Genomic DNA, 15,635 nt, shown 5'->3' with positions numbered 1-15,635 from the left:
ATTCACCGAATTCGATTTTTCGTACGGATCTACAACCGGTGAAATATCCATGATACAATTTAATCGAACCGAATTTAAACGACACTTTTCTCGAAAGGAGGGAAAAAAATGAAGTGTACCAAGTGTGGAAAACCCGCCTCGGTTAAGTTGAGACACTACAACATAAAGCTCTGCAAAGAACACTTCAACGAATTCATAGAACAAAGGGTGGAGAAAGCGATAAAAAAGTTCAAAATGTTCGGCAGAAATTCGAAAATATTGATAGCTGTTTCCGGTGGAAAGGACAGTGTTTCCCTGTGGCACATGTTGAAAAAACTTGGCTACGAGGTGGACGCACTATTCATCAGAGCCGGAAAAAGCGGAATGGTTCAGAAAGCTCAGGAAATCGTTGAAAAAAACGCAGAGCTTCTCAACACTAAACTTCACATAGTCGATGCAACGGAATACTTCGGAGGCCTTTCCACTCAGGAAATCTCCATTATGTTGAGGAGACCTGTTTGTTCTATTTGTGGGGTCGTGAGAAGGTATCTCATGAACAAATTTGCCTACGAAAACGGTTACGATGTGGTGGTCACGGGGCACAACCTGAACGATGAGGCGTCCGTTTTGCTGGGAAACATCCTTCACTGGCAGGAAGGATATCTGGAGAGACAGTGGCCGCTCCTTCCAAAAACCCATGAAAAACTCGTTCCAAAGGCCAAACCACTCGTTTTGAACTACGAAGAAGACATAAAACTGTACGCAACTCTGAACGAGATACCACACCTCGAGATGGCCTGTCCATTCTCCGTGGGAGCAACTTCACTCGTATACAAAAAGATCCTGCGGGAACTCGAAGAAGAACAACCCGGAATCACTCTGAATTTTTATCTTGGATTTTTGAAAAGAAAAAAAGAGCCAAAATTCGAAGTGGAAGGACTCAGGGAATGCAAAGAATGTGGTTATCCAACGACGGCAGAGGTGTGTTCCTTCTGCAGACTCAGAAAGCAGGTAGAGAAAAGGAAAAACAAAACCCCCGCATAAGCGGGGGATCATTTTTTGTACTTTGTGATCTCTCTAAGAAACGCGTGTCTTTTCCTTTTGTCTTCCTCACCTTCCACACCCTTGGGTGAGTACCCGTCAACCACTCCGAGGACCGCTCTTCCCTGAGAAGTGATACCAACGATCACCTGTAAAGGATTCGCTGTTGCCGTGTATATCCTGCATACCTCCTGAACGTTTTTGATCTGGTTCAGGATGTTGATGGGGTAACCACCCCTTATGTAGATCACAAAGGTGTGGCCGGCACCTATCTTTTTTGCCGTCTCGATCGCCTGATTCACTAACTCTTCGTCGTTTCCTTCGTACCTGATGAGACATGGCCCACTCGCTTCGTTGAAGGCTATACCGAACTTGAGGTTTGGATTCGTTGTCACCATCACCTCGTACAGATCCTCAACCGTCTTGATAAAATGAGAATGTCCCAGAATAATATTGGCATTTTCTGGAATGGACACGTCCACGACCTCGAGCTGTACACTCACGCTTTCACCTCCCAGGAATATTCTAACACCAGGAGGTGGGGAAATGATCGCAGTGCTGGATATGGGAACCAACTCCTTCATTCTCCTTGTCGTTTCGGAGAAAGGAGAGACCATTCTTGAAGAGGTCCACGAAGTCGGAATAGCCTCCGGAAACCTCGAGAAGGCGAAAGAGGTGTTCAAAGAATGTGTGGAAAAAGCTGAAAAAATGGGGGCGGAACTTCACATATTTGGAACGGCATTTTTTAGGAAGCATCCCGACATTTTCCAACAGATAACAGGGGGCAGGGGAGAGATTTTACCGGAGGAAAAGGAAGCGTACTATTCTTATATTTCTGTAGCGAAAGATTTCGGGAAAAAGGATATCCTGGTGGCCGACCTCGGTGGAGGTAGCCTCGAACTCGCCTGGAAAGATGGATACGTGAGTTTAGAACTTGGAACACACGTTCTGAATCGCACTTTTTCCCTAACACTTCCCTACATCGAGCCGGTGGACGGAATAGTTGAGTACGTGATGAAGAGACTTCCCGAGGTAAAAAAGGACGAGCTTTTTGGAGTTGGGGGAAGTTTTGTCGCGCTCGCTGCATTGATGAAGGGGAAATGGGATCTAGAAATTCTTCACGGAAGCGTCTTAAAATTAGAAGAGGTTGAAAAACTCGTGGACAAGATCAAAAGGATGAGCTTTGAAGACGTGAAGAACTTGAAAGTGCTTCCTGAAGGACGAGAGAAGACAATACTCGCAGGAGGAATCGTGACCATTGCTCTTTTGAGAAAATATTCGCCGAGGATGACGGTGAGCACCAGGGGTTACAGATACGGAATAGTGTGGGAGATCCTTGAAAAAAGATGGCGTGCCCGGGGGGATTCGAACCCCCAACCTCCAGATCCGCAGTCTGGCGCTCTATCCAACTGAGCTACGGGCACATATATAAAAAACTGGCGGAGAGGGTGGGATTCGAACCCACGGTGGGGAAACCCCCACACTTGCTTAGCAGGCAAGCGCCTTAGGCCGCTCGGCCACCTCTCCACCTGCCATTTATTATAGCAACATATCCAGAAATATTCAAGGGGAGGAAAGATCGTGTTTGTTCTAAAGAACGTGAAATACAAGGATATATTGAACATCGAGGAACTCCACATACCGGCCAGAAAAATTACCGTTATTACAGGAAAGAGCGGTACGGGAAAAACAACTCTTCTAAAGATGCTGAACAAACTGATTTCACCGGATAGTGGAGAAATTTTCTTCAAGGGCACACCGTTGACGGAGATCGACTCGGTTGAACTCAGAAGGAAAGTGGTGATGCTTCCTCAGTTTCCCGTTGTGTTTCCCGGCAACGTGAAGGAGAATCTCCTCATGGGCCTGAAATTTTCTGGAAAAAAGATTCCACATGATGAAGAGTTGAGAAAAATCCTAAAGTTCGTCATGCTCGAAAAAGACCTGAACGATGATCCAGAAAAGTTCTCCGGCGGTGAAAAACAGCGTCTCGCTCTGGCAAGGGTTCTTCTCATGGATCCTGAGGTGTTGCTCCTCGATGAACCCACTTCCTCTCTGGACGAAAAAACCGGCATTGAAATCATCAAAAAAGTGTCCAACTTTGCAAAAAGTCGGGGAAAAACGCTTGTCATGGTGACTCATAACCCGGAATTGAGAAAATTCGCAGACGTGTTGATCGAACTCAAAAACGGGAGGGTTTTGTGATGGGACCAGTTGATATCGGTCTGATACAGCTTTTGAGCGCCTACATTTTCGTTGTGGTTCTGATGCTCATACTGAGAATAAGAAGAATACCGCGAGAAAAGGAAGTTCTGGTGGCATCTATCAGGATGACTTTCCAGCTGGTGATGGCAGGATTTGTACTGAGTTACATACTCGATCACCCTTCACCTCTCTACACAATTCTGGCAGTTCTCGTTATGGAGATCTTCGCCATCTACAACGTTTACAAAAGGGCAAGGCTCTCTCTTCCTGCAAGGGTGAAAAAACGTCTGGAGCTCTTCATAGCGATCTCTGTGAGCACAGGAACGCTTCTCAGTCTCGTGTACTTTCTGTACGTGGTAGTCAGGATCTCTCCCTGGTTCGATCCGAGGTACGTGATCCCTCTTGCGGGTATGATCATCGGAAACTCCATGACCGGTGTTTCACTCGGAGTGAAGACACTCTCTGAGTCAATAACGATTCAAAAAGATATTGTGGAAGCCGCTTTGATGCTGGGTGCAAGGCCAAAAGATGCTGTGAGAATGTTCAGTGACAGGGCGTTCGATTCGGCGATACTGCCAACTCTCAACTCCATGATTGGTATGGGTATCGTGTTCCTCCCCGGGATGATGACGGGACAGATCCTCTCTGGAGCCTCTCCGATCACTGCGATAAAGTATCAGATCGCAATAATGCTTGGAATACTTGGTGAAGTCACGATCAGTGTGAGCGTGTTTCTCTATCTGGGATACAAAGCTTTCTTCAACAGAGAAAATCAGCTGATCGTTTGAGAACTTCAAAACTCACACGTTGTATATCCCACTTGACGTTCCCAAAGAGTTATGATAATATTTTTAGTGCTTGGAGGGTCTTTGAAGGGCGGGTGTAGCTCAACTGGTAGAGCATCGGCCTTCCAAGCCGAGGGTTGCGGGTTCGAGTCCCGTCGCCCGCTCCAACGTTTCTGGTGCGCCCGTAGCTCAACAGGATAGAGCATCGGATTTCTAATCCGAGGGTTGCAGGTTCGAGTCCTGCCGGGCGCGCCATTTTTTTCGTGGTGACCATAGCTCAGTTGGTAGAGCGCCTGACTGTGGATCAGGTGGTCGCGGGTTCGAGTCCCGCTGGTCACCCCAGCGACGCGCCCGTAGCTCAACTGGATAGAGCGTCGGACTTCGGATCCGATGGTTGCGGGTTCGAGTCCTGCCGGGCGCGCCACTCGAAAACCAATAAACCAATGTCGTTGAAGGGCATAGAAGAACACTCACCGTAGAGGAGGTAGAAACACATGGAAGTACTCAAGGTTGCTTCTAATTCCAACCCCAACAAAGTCGCAGGAGCTCTCGCAGGAGTTATCAGAGAAAAAGGAAAGGCCGAGCTTCAGGCAATTGGAGCGGGTGCTGTTAACCAGGCCGTGAAGGCCATAGCCATCGCAAGGGGTTATCTTGCTCCAAGTGGAATCAACCTCGTTTGCGTTCCCGCTTTCGCGGAAGTTCAGATCAACGGAGAAACCAGAACGGCAATCAAGTTCATTGTCTTCCCGAAAGACTGAGTTTTCACAAGAAAAAGCAAACGAAATCCCCGCATTTGCGGGGATTTTTGTTTTTGCTAGCCAGCATTTTCACGGGATCCCGGAGATTCCTTGCCTCTCAAAACAAAAACAGGTGTATCAAGAATCTCTTTCACAACTCCGTTCACCCCGTACACTTCCCAGAACAGATCTGGTGTCAAAATCGATCTTTCACCGTCGCGTACAATCTTTCCATCCTTCATGAAAATGAACCTATCAGCAAATCGCAGAGCCAGGTTTATCTCATGCATCACGACTAGTGCCATCTTTCTTGATTTCACAAAATCTTGAACTATCTCCATGATCTCGATCTGATTCTTTGGGTCGAGATTGTTCGTTGGCTCGTCCAGCAAAAGTATCTCCGGCTCTTGAACGAGTGCCCTGGCAATACTCACCTTTTGAAGTTCGCCACCGCTCAAATTCTTCGCTCTCTGAAACACCAGATGTTGGAGATTCAATCGTTCTACCACCCTGTTTACAATCTCGATATCCTCTTTTGAGGGGCTTACGCTTACGTATGGTTTCCTCCCGAGAAGGATCAGATTGTAAACGTTCAACATTCCGGGATCGATTCTCTGTGGAACGTACCCTACTATCCTGGCCAGATCTCTTCTGGTGTATTGTTCGAGAGGTTTACTAAAAATCTCTACGCCCTGGCACTTCAGGATACCTGCTATGCACTTCAACAACGTGCTCTTTCCTGCACCGTTTGGCCCCAGGATAGCGATGAGTTCTCCCTTCTGCGCGCTGAAAGTGACATTATCTAGGATCTTTTTGTTTCTGTAACTGAACGAGAGATTTCTTATTCGAAGCATCTCTGTCACCTTTCTTCCCCGTGAAGGAGCAGATAGATGAAAAGAGGTGCCCCGAGAAAAGAAGTCACAATCCCCACAGGAAGAACTGTGGGAGATAGAAGAACGCGTGCCACAGTATCGGCCGATAACAGCAAAACACTACCACACAGCGCGGAAAGAGGAATCAAAAATCTGTAATCTTCTCCAAAGAGGATTCTCATCATGTGGGGTGCCAGCAGTCCTATGAAACCGATTATACCGACGAACGCCACACTGATGGCTGTCAGCAAAGTAGAGAGCACTACCAGAATCAATCTCACTTTTTCCACTTCAATCCCCGTCGACTTTGCGATTTCGTCTCCCACAACCATCGCATTGATATCCCACGCCTTCCAGAGGAAATAAGCGAAAACCGTCAAAAATATCACCAGAAGTATGAGGTTTTCTCTCCAGGTTGTCCTTCCAAGATCTCCAAAGCTCCAGTAAACCATCGTGGCGAGTTCCAGATCATCGGCAAAGTACTGGATCAACGTGGTGGCAGCCGTGAAGAGAGAACCCATGGCGACACCCATCAGCACTATAGCTTCTGGAGTGATTTCTTTTAGTTTTCCAATCAAAAGAATGACAAGAGAAGAACTCATCGCCCCAAGAAAAGCGAAGAGAGCGATGGTGTAGGGATTGTTCAGTGTGACACTACCAGTGCTCTCAGAATACCCTGCTCCCAGTGCGATGGCTAAGGAAGCACCGAACATAGCGCCATGAGATGTACCCGTTGTAAAGGGGCTGGCAAGAGGATTTTTCAAAACTCCCTGCATAACAGCTCCAGAGACCGCCAAAGAAGCACCAACGAGGATACCGGTGACTACTCTTGGAAATCTGACACTCCAGATCACAAGTTGCGCCTTCCTGTCACCCTTCCCCAGAAATGCGCCGATAATATCTTTGAGCGACAGAGAGTATCCACCATGTGATAGAGAATAGATCCCTACAAGCACCAGCAAAAATGATAAAAACAGAATCGTGAGAATTCTTCTCGCAACGTAATTCTTGTAAATCACCACGTTCCACGGAGGATCCTTCCTGAAGGAAGATCTATCTTTCCAAATCCTCCAAATTGCTCAGCCATCTCCCCGTAAACCCTTTTCCCGAGGAGGAATTCATAAATTTCATCCGCCTTTTCCTCTGGATCGATATCGGTAAAACGTTCGGGATAGAGAACCTTTCCGATGAAGTACGCATCGGCCAGAGCCGTTCCAATGTTGGTGGTGTAGTAATTGTAAGGGAGAATGCCGTAAACTTTTCCTCTTTTGACAGCACTCAAACTCTCGTAGAATTCTCTGTGTTTCGAATAATCGTCCAGTACGAGGCTCAAACCGTTTTCATCGATGAAAATGTACTCTGGATTCCAAACGAGTAGCTTCTCAGGATCTATGAATTTGTGTCCTTCTCCCAGTTCGTCCACAACGTTCCTCGCGTGTAGGACCACGAAAGGAGGATACTTCGCCTCCGTGCTATCGATTCCATGAGCTCCTTTGTATCCGATTCCACCAACGTAGACGGTAGGGCTTTCGACACCCTCAGATCGAGTTACGAGATCCTCCTGCGCTTTCCTTATGAAATCAACCACTTCATGGGCCCTTTCTTCTCTTCCAAGAATCTTTCCCGCCAGCTCGATCGATCTGAAGAGATCCTCGTCTTCAAATGTCCCCAGATTCCCATAACTGAGAACGACAACAGGAATCCCCGTTTTCTCCTGTATGTCCTTCGCCGTCTTCCTGTCAACGTACGTGATGAAGACAACGTCGGGTTGCAGGGTTATCAAAGACTCCAGATCTGGAAGCTTTCCCGGTCCTCCAGGACCAACACTCGGAAGTTTCTTGAGCTCCGGATACGCAAGTATGTATGGCCTCCCGTAAGGTCTGAGTTTCTCAAAGTCTTCCACACCGACAACCATATCGGTGGCTTTCAAATACGCAATCAACCTGAGCGCCCCGGGACCCACTGCCACGATTCGATTCACGTTCGAAGGAATCTCCACTTCTCTTCCAAGAAGATCTTTTATCACGATTCCTTCCGAAAACAACGCGACCGAGAGAATCAGAAAAACAGAGATAAAAACCTTGAATTTCATTTCTCTACACCTCCTCGAACCATCCAATTCTGGCGTTCTCTACGCAGTCTATTTTCGAAGAGTAGGGTTTGATATCGACAACGGGGGTTCCATCAACAGCGTCCAGTCCCTCTACAACCAGTTCCCTTCCCCTCACTTCTAAAAGTTTCACAACAGAAAAACCGATGGGATTCGGCCTGTGGGGAGAGCGTGTCGCGAAAACACCGTGCTCACGCTTGTCAAACGGTGGGATAGCGATCAATCTGTCTCTGTTCGCTCTGTCAAGCCAGTAAAGAACGATCAGATGTGTACACGTTTCGATGTCCTTCAGCCCTTCCTCGTATTCAGGAAAGAGTTCGATCGTGAATCTCTCCTGAGAAAATCTCCCCTGGAAAGGACACTCGGAGGGACTTTTGAAAGGAGATCTAATCACACCGATCTGTTTCAACAGAAACACATCCAACTCCCCCTTTAAATTAAAAAAATAACCCCCTGCACGCGCAGGGGCTTTTTGGTGGAGCCGATGGGACTTGAACCCACGACCTCTACCGTGCGAAGGTAGCGCTCTCCCAGCTGAGCTACGGCCCCACATCCGTGATTTATTATACTCGATCTCTTCTATTTATTCAAGTCCTATCCTGAGAGCCATTCCTGAAGACTTCGGTGATCTTTATAACTCTCAACATACCGCCTGCCCAGTCTTTCGTTTTGATTCATTTTATTAAATTCAGTATCAAACGAAACTGCTTTAACAAATGATAGTTTTCAACTGAATCAATTGACGAAATAACAGTCAATTATTGACATGTTACAAACTCATGTGTTAGATTAAATCAAGGGGGGTAGATAGCATGGACCCTTTATTATAATCTCACTTTTTGGTATGGTCGTTATGTATTTCCTATTTCCTGAAACGACAAACGTAGTGATCGTCTCTGCTCTGAACTTTGCGGCGCTCTTTCTCTCGTTTTTCACACACTACACCAGCTCAAGAAAGGATGAGGATTTAACCATCCTCGCTTTTTCCTGTTTGTTCTCTTCTCTACTTTCCCTCTTTTTCCTTCGGATTTTCCTCATGAATCCCAAAAACGCGTGGATGTTTCTGAGCAGCTCCAAGCTGATCCTCGCTGAAGGTTTCTTTTTCTTTCTGATCGGGAAGAAAAAGAATTCTTTCAAATGGCTCGTTGTTCTCACATTTGTTATTCTTTTTGCTGTATCAGTTTTGAGATTTGACTTCACCCTCCACCTTGAGAGCGTTTCGCTCGCTCTTTTTTCTCTTCTTCTCCTCATCAGAAAACCGCAGACAACACTCCTTTCGGTGAGTTTGTTTCTTTATTCCATTTCCTCGATTTTTTTCTACTTTTTCAGAAGTGCATATCCCTACCATGTGGCATCGGGCAGTATCTTTTTGATGTGGCACTTCGTTAAAAAGTACGTGGAGACACCCAAAGAAGAAGCAGAAAAGCTCTCAAAGGAACTCGAGATTCCTCCCGAACGAATTTCTTCTGCCGTCACGAACCTTTACAACTTTCTCATCGAAATCCTGCGAATCATACCGGAAATCCTGCGTGAAGATGATCAAAACAGAGTGAGAGAGATGCTCAGCAAATATTTTTCACAAGAAGTGTCTTCTTATTTTCCAAAGTTAAGAGATGCTTTTTCAAAGTTTGCCGAGGAGTACATATCCTTTCTGGAAGAAAAACAAAAATTTCAGGATATGTACGTTGTACTCACCAAGAACCTCGCCCACAATTTGAAAAACCCGGTGAACGCCATCTACGTGAGTGCTCAACTTTTGAAACAACAGTTCCCAGAGACCTCGCCTGTGGTTAGAAACATAGAAAAACTCTGCCACGAAATGACAGAAGAGATAGAAAGGATCCTCAAAACGTCGATAGGAAGAAGCGAAGTTCTGAGGAAGAATGACGTGGAAAAAGCCCTGGAACCGATTCTGGAAACGGCTCGGCTCAAAAACCTTGAAACAGACATCGAAATGGAATTCGACGAACTCGAAATCGACAAAGATGCTTTCCTCGCACTGGTTTTGAACCTGTTTTCAAACGCGGTGAAGTACACACCTTCTGGAAGAGTGGTTCTCAAAATAGAAAAGAAAAATGATAAAATCAACTTGCGTGTTTCTGACACAGGACCGGGTTTGAAGGAACAAAACGGATTTGGACTCTTCACAGTGAAGAAACTGGTGAACTATCTGAATGGTTCGATGGAAGTCATAAAAAAGGACGGGACCACATTCGTAATAACCCTTCCCCTCAGGAGGGATAAAAATGACAGTACTGATCGTGGAAGATGATGACATCACACGGGAAGCCATGGGACAGTACCTGAAGCTCTCCGGGTTCAACGTGATCGAAGCAGAAAACGGAGAGAAAGCCGTCGAGCTTTCGGAAAACGTCGATGTCGCGCTGGTAGACGTGATGCTACCAGGGATGAGTGGAATAGAAGTGGTGAACAAGATAAAAGCGAAGAATCCATCCTGTGTGGTCTTCGTCGTAACCGCGTACGACGACACTGAAATAGTAAAGAAATGTGTGGAGGCAGGAGCCGATGATTTCATCAAAAAACCTGTCAATCTCGAACTGTTGAGATTGAAAATAACCCACGCCCTCAGAAACAGAGTCTTCCATATGTACAGAAACAGCTATCTGAAATCGTTGAAGAAAAAACTCTTCCTTCTGGAAAAAACCGCGGAGGAGTTCTTCACAGAATACGAAGACTTTCTCTTCGAAGTTCTGGAAATACTGAACATGCTTTCCGAATACAGGGACATGGAGACACACAGACACACAGAGAGGGTTGGATGGCTCTCAGGAAGGATTGCTGAAGAAATGGGAATGAGCGAGGTTTTCGTCACAGAGATTCAGTTCGCCGCTCCCCTCCACGATATTGGAAAGATCGGAATACCCGACAGAATCCTGTTGAAGCCCGGTATTCTCACACCGGAAGAATTCGAAATCATGAAACAACACACCACCATCGGATTCAGGATCCTCAGCCGGAGCAACTCCCCTATCCTTCAACTTGGAGCGGAGATCGCTCTCACGCATCACGAAAGATGGGATGGGTCCGGGTATCCCAGGGGACTGAAGGAGAGAGAAATACCCATTTCTGGCCTCATCGTAGCGGTGGCGGACAGTTTCGACGCCATGGTTTCCAGAAGACCCTACAAAAACCCAAAACCACTTGAAGAAGCGTTCAGAGAGATAGAATCCCTTTCCGGGAAGCTCTATTCACCAGAAGTAGTCGAAGCCTTCCTGAAACTGGAAAAAGAAATAACCGATGTCTACAGGAGGGAGAAGGATGAAGATACCTCCCACAACGGCGGGCGTTCACATCAGAGCTCCCCTGGAGAAGGTGTGGAGGGTATTCGTTAACGAAAACGGCTGGGACGGCTGGTTCACCGATGGTATGAAGATGGAACTCAAGGAAGGAGGAAAGATCTTCTTCAGGTGGTTCAGAAAAACGTTTGGGGAGGAAGTGACGGACGAAGGTATCATCCATAGGTTAGAACCTCCCAATCTCATAGAGTTCTCCTGGAACACATACGAAGATGGATTCAGATCCCGCGTCAAGATGGAGTTCTTCCCTTCAAGCTACAACGGCACCTGGGTTCAGGTAGAAGACCACACGATCGTCCTCAACGAAGAGGACATGAAAATAAAGCTCGAGTGTGCAGTCGGATGGGGAGAAATGTTGACCCTCGCGAAGATATGGATAGAATACGGGATATCAACTCTCGAGAACCCTTGAAATCTCCTCCACGATCTTTTCTATCTCCTCTCTGTCTTTTCCCTCAACCGTGATTCTTATAACGGGCTCTGTACCGGACGGTCTTATCACCACACGGTAGCCCCTGGAAGTGCTCTCTTCAACGATCTTTCTCAGATTCTCATTTTCGAGAGACATTCGCTCCGTTCTCCTTACGTTCTTTGTGATCTGCGGATAATCTGGTATCTCCTTCGCGAAATCAGAAAGCTTTCTTCCCGATCGCTTGAGGACTCTCATCAGCTCCAAAGCGGTTATCAAACCATCTCCCGTAGTGCTTCTGTCGAGGATTATTATGTGACCGGATCTCTCTCCTCCCAGATTCGCTCCACTTTCGAGCATCTTTTCAAGAACGTATTTGTCTCCAACTTTCGTTCGAAGAAGTCTTATCCCTTTTTCTTTGAGAAAATCTTCGAGGCCTCCATTCGTCATAACGGTGCCCACCACGGTATCGCTGTTTAGACGTCCCTCTTCTTTCAACCCAACTGCGAGGATCCCTATGATCCTATCTCCGTTCACAACGTTTCTTTCTTCGTCTACAGCTATCACACGGTCTCCATCACCATCGAAGGTGAATCCCACCTTCCCGTTCTTCATCTCTTCGGCCAAAAACCTGGGATGAGTGGCTCCGCATCCTTGATTTATGAGGAGTCCGTCCTGGGAATCGTTGAACACCTCTACTTTCGCTCCAAGGAATTCAAAAACCTCTCTGGCAGTTGTCGTTGTGGCACCGTTCGCAAGGTCCAGGGATACCATCTCACCTGTGAGATCGAGATCCCTGAACATTTCAAGGACCGCTCCGATGTACATGTCCCTTCCTTCTCTAAACGATTTTGTCCTGCCGACAACCGAGCGGGTTAAGAAACTCCCGTTTTCCAGTCTCTTCTCTATCTCTGCTTCCATCTCGTCCGGTATCTTGTATCCACCCTTCAACACCTTTATGCCGTTGTATTCTGGAGGATTGTGAGAAGCCGAAATGACAACACCGAACGACCTGGTGATCCTCGTGAGGAGAGCCACCGCGGGCGTTGGAAGAATGCCGCACAGAAGAACGTCCACCCCCATGGACGTGAGGCCAGCGGAAATAGCCGCTTCGAGCGAATCCCCCGAAACCCTCGTGTCCTTTCCCACGATAACTTTCCCTTCTCCGACAATCTCTCCCAGCGCTTTGCCCACCTTGAAGGCCAGCTCATCTGTGAGTGTTTCACCAAAGATTCCCCTTATTCCGTCGGTTCCGAAGTATTTCACCCTCATAACCTCCCCTTCTGAAGCGTGTAAAGGTGGGATATGTAGTTTCTAAGGTAAGCGTGAGAATCTCCTTCTTCGTCGTATCTGTAATGATAAACAGCATCTAGATCGAGATCTTCACAGATCAAACCTTCACCGCTCTCTATCTCGTTCATAACCTTTCCGTTTGGACCCACTATTCTCGTTCTTCCGACGAATTCCACAAAACCTTCGCCGCACATGGAGGATGCCACAAGGAAAACTCCGTTCTCAACCGCCCTGGATCTTGTGGCAACATCGTACGTGTGCCCCCGAGCTTTCCCAAAAGCAAAGGCCGAAAGAATCACTTTGCTCCCTTTGAATGTTAAAATACGTGATATTTCAGGGAAGCCGATCTCATAACAGATCAACGTGCCAAAAACTACCCCTCTGTAAGAAAACACAAGGAAATACTCCCCAGGTTCAAAGACGTTTTTCTCTCCACGAAAGAGATGTGTTTTATCGTAGAAAAGCAATTCCTTTTTCTTCTTGAAAATCACAAGCGAGTTTCTGAGCTTTCCCAGAACGACCCTTGGTGTACCAACAGCTATCAGTATCTGTCCTTCCCTTGAAAGCTTCAAGAGTTTTTTCTTTGCGACTTCCGAGAAAAACAAGGCTCCCCTTTTCAGAATCGCCTCGTCCCAGGTGTACCCACTGATTGTGAGCTCCGGAAAGACAACGACTTCGGCTCCTTCCGAAACAGCCATCTCTATGAACTGTTCTATTCTCTCCAGATTTCCTTCGAAGTCACCGATCGCTGGTAACATCTGTACTGCCGCCACTCGCAATTTCGTACACCTTCCTCGCAAGCATTTCCTGCTTCATCCAGTAACCGTCGAGAATACCCTTTGAAGCGAGCCTCCCCAGAAATTTGTAATGAACCTCTGTGAGTCTTCCGGGCCCAGCGTTGAAAAGTTCCGTCCCGGGAAGCGGCATGAAGGTGTGCGCATGGATCTTTGCGCCGTACCTCTCCACTATTTTAACAATAAAGCTGAAAGTTTTCTCCACATCCTCTTCCGTTTCGAACGGGAAGCCGAATATGAAATCAACGTGTGGAATAAAACCGTGAAGAGAGATCTTTTCTATCGCTTCCTCTACCTGTTCAACCGTGTGGCCACGCTTTATGATCTTCAAGATCCTGTCGCTTCCGCTCTGGGCACCTATCACTATGGAACGGTTGTTGACGTACTTTTTCACCACTTTGAGTACTTCGTCGGTCACAGACTCTGGCCTCACTTCGGAAGGAAACGTTCCGAAATATATTTCTTCGATACCAACCTTTTTGAGTCCATACAGGAGTTCTTCTATCTTCTCTACATTGGGTGTTACTCCGTTCTTCGAACCATAGCCGAAGGAGTTGGGAGCTATGAAACGAGCGAGCTTCCTTCCGTGTTTCACACCGAGTTTCGCGTAATGAACGACGACATCCACATCGCGGTGTCTTACCCGTCTTCCGGCGATGATCGGTGTCTGACAGTACGCACAAGAAAACGGGCATCCCCTCGTGATTTCGATGGGCATGTAGATTCCTTTCGAAGGTAGGAAAGGTGGGTAGTGGTTCAGGTTGACCCTCTTTGAGATACCATCGAAGATCTTTTTTCTCTCCCCCATCAAGAACTTCAAAATATTCTCCTCTCCATCCCCCGTGAAAACGTGATCGAATCCCATTCTCAAGCAGCCTTCTGGATCGGCTGTCACATGCGGTCCTCCCGCGATGAGTGTGTATCCCCTTTCCTTCAATGTTTTGACTTCCTCTCTGACGGTATCAAGGTCAAAACTCATGAAGGAATAGGCAACGATGGTCTTTTCTGGAGGGAACTTCTTTATTTCCTCAAACTTCACAGGTCTTGCTTCCACATCGAGGTGCCTGCTGTATATGGTTGAGAGAAGGGCCGCGAGGCTGTACCAGTTATTCTTCATCTCTCTGAAGAGAATATACATCCAGTGCCACCTCTTCTATGAACTCGTGGAAGAACGGTTTTGGATCTTCTTCGCTTTTCACGGCTCTGTCCAGATCGTAGAGATCCCTCAGTATCTTTCTAACCTTCTTCACATCGTAGTAGAGGAGGTGGTTCATCACCTTGAATTTCCAGGTCTTAAAGGAGAAACCGAGGAAACGAGCCACACGAGGAACGGGAATTCCCAGCTCTTTGGACACCCTGGACACATCAGGCCAGGTGTAGTATCTTTTCTTTGTCACAAGAACGAGGATTTTGAAGAGATCCAAGAAGTGATTCGCAAGGACAGTGGCAATCACCACGGACTCTGTGGTTTTCCACAGCTGCGACAGAAGAGAGTGAGCGAGCTTCCTTTTTCCTTCGGAAACAGCAAAGCAAAAATCATCGTATCCCGGAGTCTGATAGGTAAAAACGACCTCTTCCACGTCTTCTACCGTTATCTTTCTGTCCTCGGAATAAGCTTTCAGTTTTTCAATCTCCCTTTCTATGATCAGGTCGTTCGTTCCAACCTTGGAGAAAAACAGCTGAAGGGCATCTTTATCGATGAGCAAACCATTCTCCCTGAAGCGCTTTTCTATCCACTCAAGCCACTTGTCCGTTTCCCATGGCTTCGGAAGCTCCAGCGCTACTCCCTTTCCACCTGTTTTTTGAGAACGGATGAAGATATGAACGTCTTCCGGTACGTTTTTCAAAAGTTCAACGAGACGCTTCTGCTCCTGTGCTTTCCACTCATCGAAATTGACGATGTCAATGATCGTCTTGTTGGAAAAGATCGTCTTTGTCCTGAGTAAAGACCTTATGAAATCGATCTTGTCGGGATCCTCCGGATGGATCCTTATGTACTCCACGTTACCATCCTTCAGGAGTTTCTTTATCAATTCTTCCTTCTGAGTTTCTGCAGTACCTGTGAGAAACGTGACTGGCATACAATCACCTCTCAT

General features: G+C 46.9%; 16 protein-coding genes, 7 tRNA genes and 1 pseudogene. 12 read left to right on the top strand and 12 right to left on the bottom strand.

Annotation, left to right across the window (positions count from 1 at the left end):
* Positions 1 to 108 precede the first annotated feature (108 nt).
* Positions 109 to 1,023, top strand: coding sequence for a tRNA-5-methyluridine(54) 2-sulfurtransferase (gene ttuA, locus TM_RS01025; protein ID WP_004082849.1), 915 nt, complete (start codon positions 109 to 111; stop codon positions 1,021 to 1,023).
* An 8-nt stretch (positions 1,024 to 1,031) separates the two neighbouring features.
* Here the strand turns inward: ttuA and TM_RS01020 are convergent, their stop codons facing one another.
* Positions 1,032 to 1,523 carry an adenosine-specific kinase gene (locus tag TM_RS01020; protein ID WP_004082847.1) on the bottom strand — a complete coding sequence of 164 codons (492 nt, stop codon included), beginning with the start codon at positions 1,521 to 1,523 and terminating at the stop codon, positions 1,032 to 1,034.
* On the opposite strand from TM_RS01020, the pseudogene TM_RS09785 reads away from it, so the two are divergent.
* A pseudogene (locus TM_RS09785) lies at positions 1,489 to 2,352 on the top strand (hypothetical protein); the annotation flags it as partial. The gene TM_RS01020 and the pseudogene TM_RS09785 sit on opposite strands and share 35 nt — an antisense overlap.
* A 15-nt stretch (positions 2,353 to 2,367) precedes the next feature.
* Here TM_RS09785 and TM_RS01010 read toward each other — a convergent pair.
* Positions 2,368 to 2,444 (bottom strand) — tRNA-Arg (locus TM_RS01010).
* A gap of 13 nt (positions 2,445 to 2,457) precedes the next feature.
* Positions 2,458 to 2,547: transfer RNA gene (locus tag TM_RS01005), tRNA-Ser, on the bottom strand.
* Between the two features lie 54 nt (positions 2,548 to 2,601).
* Here TM_RS01005 and TM_RS01000 point away from each other — a divergent pair.
* From TM_RS01000 to TM_RS00970, 7 genes are all read left to right on the top strand, one after another.
* Entirely contained in the window at positions 2,602 to 3,222 is a 621-nt protein-coding gene (locus TM_RS01000) for an ABC transporter ATP-binding protein (RefSeq protein ID WP_004082842.1), read from the top strand.
* The gene (locus tag TM_RS00995) at positions 3,222 to 4,010 is read left to right on the top strand and encodes an ABC transporter permease (protein WP_164924970.1); all 789 of its coding nucleotides are present in this window, start codon (positions 3,222 to 3,224) and stop codon (positions 4,008 to 4,010) included. The genes TM_RS01000 and TM_RS00995 overlap by 1 nt, the downstream gene beginning before the upstream one ends.
* An 88-nt stretch (positions 4,011 to 4,098) precedes the next feature.
* Positions 4,099 to 4,174, top strand: a tRNA-Gly gene (locus TM_RS00990).
* 11 nt (positions 4,175 to 4,185) lie between these two features.
* Positions 4,186 to 4,262: transfer RNA gene (locus TM_RS00985), tRNA-Arg, on the top strand.
* A gap of 11 nt (positions 4,263 to 4,273) precedes the next feature.
* A tRNA-His gene (locus TM_RS00980) sits at positions 4,274 to 4,349 on the top strand.
* A gap of 5 nt (positions 4,350 to 4,354) precedes the next feature.
* A tRNA-Arg gene (locus tag TM_RS00975) sits at positions 4,355 to 4,431 on the top strand.
* A gap of 70 nt (positions 4,432 to 4,501) precedes the next feature.
* Entirely contained in the window at positions 4,502 to 4,765 is a 264-nt protein-coding gene (locus TM_RS00970) for a stage V sporulation protein S (RefSeq protein WP_004082838.1), read from the top strand.
* Positions 4,766 to 4,821: 56 nt separating this feature from the next.
* On the opposite strand, the gene TM_RS00965 is transcribed toward TM_RS00970, so the two are convergent.
* The 5 genes from TM_RS00965 to TM_RS00945 all read right to left on the bottom strand — a co-directional run bounded on the left by TM_RS00965 (position 4,822) and on the right by TM_RS00945 (position 8,275).
* Positions 4,822 to 5,598: an ABC transporter ATP-binding protein gene (locus TM_RS00965; RefSeq protein WP_010865069.1), complete on the bottom strand. Its 777-nt coding sequence runs from the start codon at positions 5,596 to 5,598 to the stop codon at positions 4,822 to 4,824.
* A 5-nt stretch (positions 5,599 to 5,603) separates the two neighbouring features.
* Entirely contained in the window at positions 5,604 to 6,638 is a 1,035-nt protein-coding gene (locus TM_RS00960; protein WP_008193921.1) for a FecCD family ABC transporter permease, read from the bottom strand.
* Positions 6,632 to 7,708: an iron ABC transporter substrate-binding protein gene (locus tag TM_RS00955; RefSeq protein ID WP_004082831.1), complete on the bottom strand. Its 1,077-nt coding sequence runs from the start codon at positions 7,706 to 7,708 to the stop codon at positions 6,632 to 6,634. The genes TM_RS00960 and TM_RS00955 overlap by 7 nt, the downstream gene beginning before the upstream one ends.
* A gap of 4 nt (positions 7,709 to 7,712) precedes the next feature.
* Positions 7,713 to 8,144: a tRNA (N6-threonylcarbamoyladenosine(37)-N6)-methyltransferase TrmO gene (gene tsaA, locus TM_RS00950; protein WP_004082829.1), complete on the bottom strand. Its 432-nt coding sequence runs from the start codon at positions 8,142 to 8,144 to the stop codon at positions 7,713 to 7,715.
* A gap of 55 nt (positions 8,145 to 8,199) precedes the next feature.
* Positions 8,200 to 8,275, bottom strand: a tRNA-Ala gene (locus tag TM_RS00945).
* Between the two features lie 304 nt (positions 8,276 to 8,579).
* Between TM_RS00945 and TM_RS00940 the strand changes: the two genes are divergently transcribed.
* Genes TM_RS00940 through TM_RS00930 form a run of 3 tightly spaced genes read left to right on the top strand, consistent with a single transcriptional unit; the run spans position 8,580 to position 11,455 of the window.
* On the top strand, positions 8,580 to 9,998 hold the full coding sequence (locus tag TM_RS00940; protein WP_008193926.1) for a sensor histidine kinase: 1,419 nt from the start codon (positions 8,580 to 8,582) through the stop codon (positions 9,996 to 9,998).
* Positions 9,973 to 11,079, top strand: coding sequence for a cyclic di-GMP phosphodiesterase (locus TM_RS00935; RefSeq protein ID WP_004082825.1), 1,107 nt, complete (start codon positions 9,973 to 9,975; stop codon positions 11,077 to 11,079). The genes TM_RS00940 and TM_RS00935 overlap by 26 nt, the downstream gene beginning before the upstream one ends.
* A complete protein-coding gene (locus TM_RS00930; RefSeq protein ID WP_008193929.1) occupies positions 11,006 to 11,455 on the top strand; it encodes an SRPBCC family protein in 450 nt (149 codons plus the stop codon). Before TM_RS00935 ends, TM_RS00930 begins: the two co-directional genes overlap by 74 nt.
* On the opposite strand, the gene glmM is transcribed toward TM_RS00930, so the two are convergent.
* The 4 genes from glmM to holA are packed head-to-tail and all read right to left on the bottom strand — an operon-like array spanning position 11,435 to position 15,620.
* A complete protein-coding gene (gene glmM / locus TM_RS00925) occupies positions 11,435 to 12,724 on the bottom strand; it encodes a phosphoglucosamine mutase (RefSeq protein WP_004082821.1) in 1,290 nt (429 codons plus the stop codon). The two genes, TM_RS00930 and glmM, sit on opposite strands and share 21 nt — an antisense overlap.
* Positions 12,721 to 13,503, bottom strand: a complete 783-nt coding sequence (locus TM_RS00920; RefSeq protein ID WP_004082819.1) for a carbon-nitrogen hydrolase family protein — start codon at positions 13,501 to 13,503, stop codon at positions 12,721 to 12,723. Before TM_RS00920 ends, glmM begins: the two co-directional genes overlap by 4 nt.
* Positions 13,484 to 14,677, bottom strand: coding sequence for a TIGR04013 family B12-binding domain/radical SAM domain-containing protein (locus tag TM_RS00915; protein ID WP_004082817.1), 1,194 nt, complete (start codon positions 14,675 to 14,677; stop codon positions 13,484 to 13,486). Before TM_RS00915 ends, TM_RS00920 begins: the two co-directional genes overlap by 20 nt.
* The gene (gene holA, locus TM_RS00910; RefSeq protein WP_004082816.1) at positions 14,646 to 15,620 is read right to left on the bottom strand and encodes a DNA polymerase III subunit delta; all 975 of its coding nucleotides are present in this window, start codon (positions 15,618 to 15,620) and stop codon (positions 14,646 to 14,648) included. Before holA ends, TM_RS00915 begins: the two co-directional genes overlap by 32 nt.
* Between the last annotated feature and the right edge of the window lie 15 nt (positions 15,621 to 15,635).

The sequence above is a fragment of the Thermotoga maritima MSB8 genome (genome assembly GCF_000008545.1).
GTDB lineage: Bacteria > Thermotogota > Thermotogae > Thermotogales > Thermotogaceae > Thermotoga > Thermotoga maritima.
The sequence above is the reverse complement of the archived record's forward strand: the minus strand, read 5'-3'. Positions and strand labels throughout refer to the sequence as shown.

Bases quoted from the DNA above. Each gene is read 5' to 3' on its own strand.
- ttuA (WP_004082849.1), top strand. From the start codon at position 109: ATGAAGTGTACCAAGTGTGGAAAACCCGCCTCGGTTAAGTTGAGACAC.
- TM_RS00995 (WP_164924970.1), top strand. From the start codon at position 3,222: ATGGGACCAGTTGATATCGGTCTGATACAGCTTTTGAGCGCCTACATT.
- TM_RS00970 (WP_004082838.1), top strand. From the start codon at position 4,502: ATGGAAGTACTCAAGGTTGCTTCTAATTCCAACCCCAACAAAGTCGCA.
- TM_RS00965 (WP_010865069.1), bottom strand. From the start codon at position 5,598: ATGCTTCGAATAAGAAATCTCTCGTTCAGTTACAGAAACAAAAAGATC.
- TM_RS00955 (WP_004082831.1), bottom strand. From the start codon at position 7,708: ATGAAATTCAAGGTTTTTATCTCTGTTTTTCTGATTCTCTCGGTCGCG.
- TM_RS00940 (WP_008193926.1), top strand. From the start codon at position 8,580: ATGTATTTCCTATTTCCTGAAACGACAAACGTAGTGATCGTCTCTGCT.
- TM_RS00935 (WP_004082825.1), top strand. From the start codon at position 9,973: ATGACAGTACTGATCGTGGAAGATGATGACATCACACGGGAAGCCATG.
- TM_RS00930 (WP_008193929.1), top strand. From the start codon at position 11,006: ATGAAGATACCTCCCACAACGGCGGGCGTTCACATCAGAGCTCCCCTG.
- glmM (WP_004082821.1), bottom strand. From the start codon at position 12,724: ATGAGGGTGAAATACTTCGGAACCGACGGAATAAGGGGAATCTTTGGT.
- TM_RS00920 (WP_004082819.1), bottom strand. From the start codon at position 13,503: ATGTTACCAGCGATCGGTGACTTCGAAGGAAATCTGGAGAGAATAGAA.
- TM_RS00915 (WP_004082817.1), bottom strand. From the start codon at position 14,677: ATGTATATTCTCTTCAGAGAGATGAAGAATAACTGGTACAGCCTCGCG.
- holA (WP_004082816.1), bottom strand. From the start codon at position 15,620: ATGCCAGTCACGTTTCTCACAGGTACTGCAGAAACTCAGAAGGAAGAA.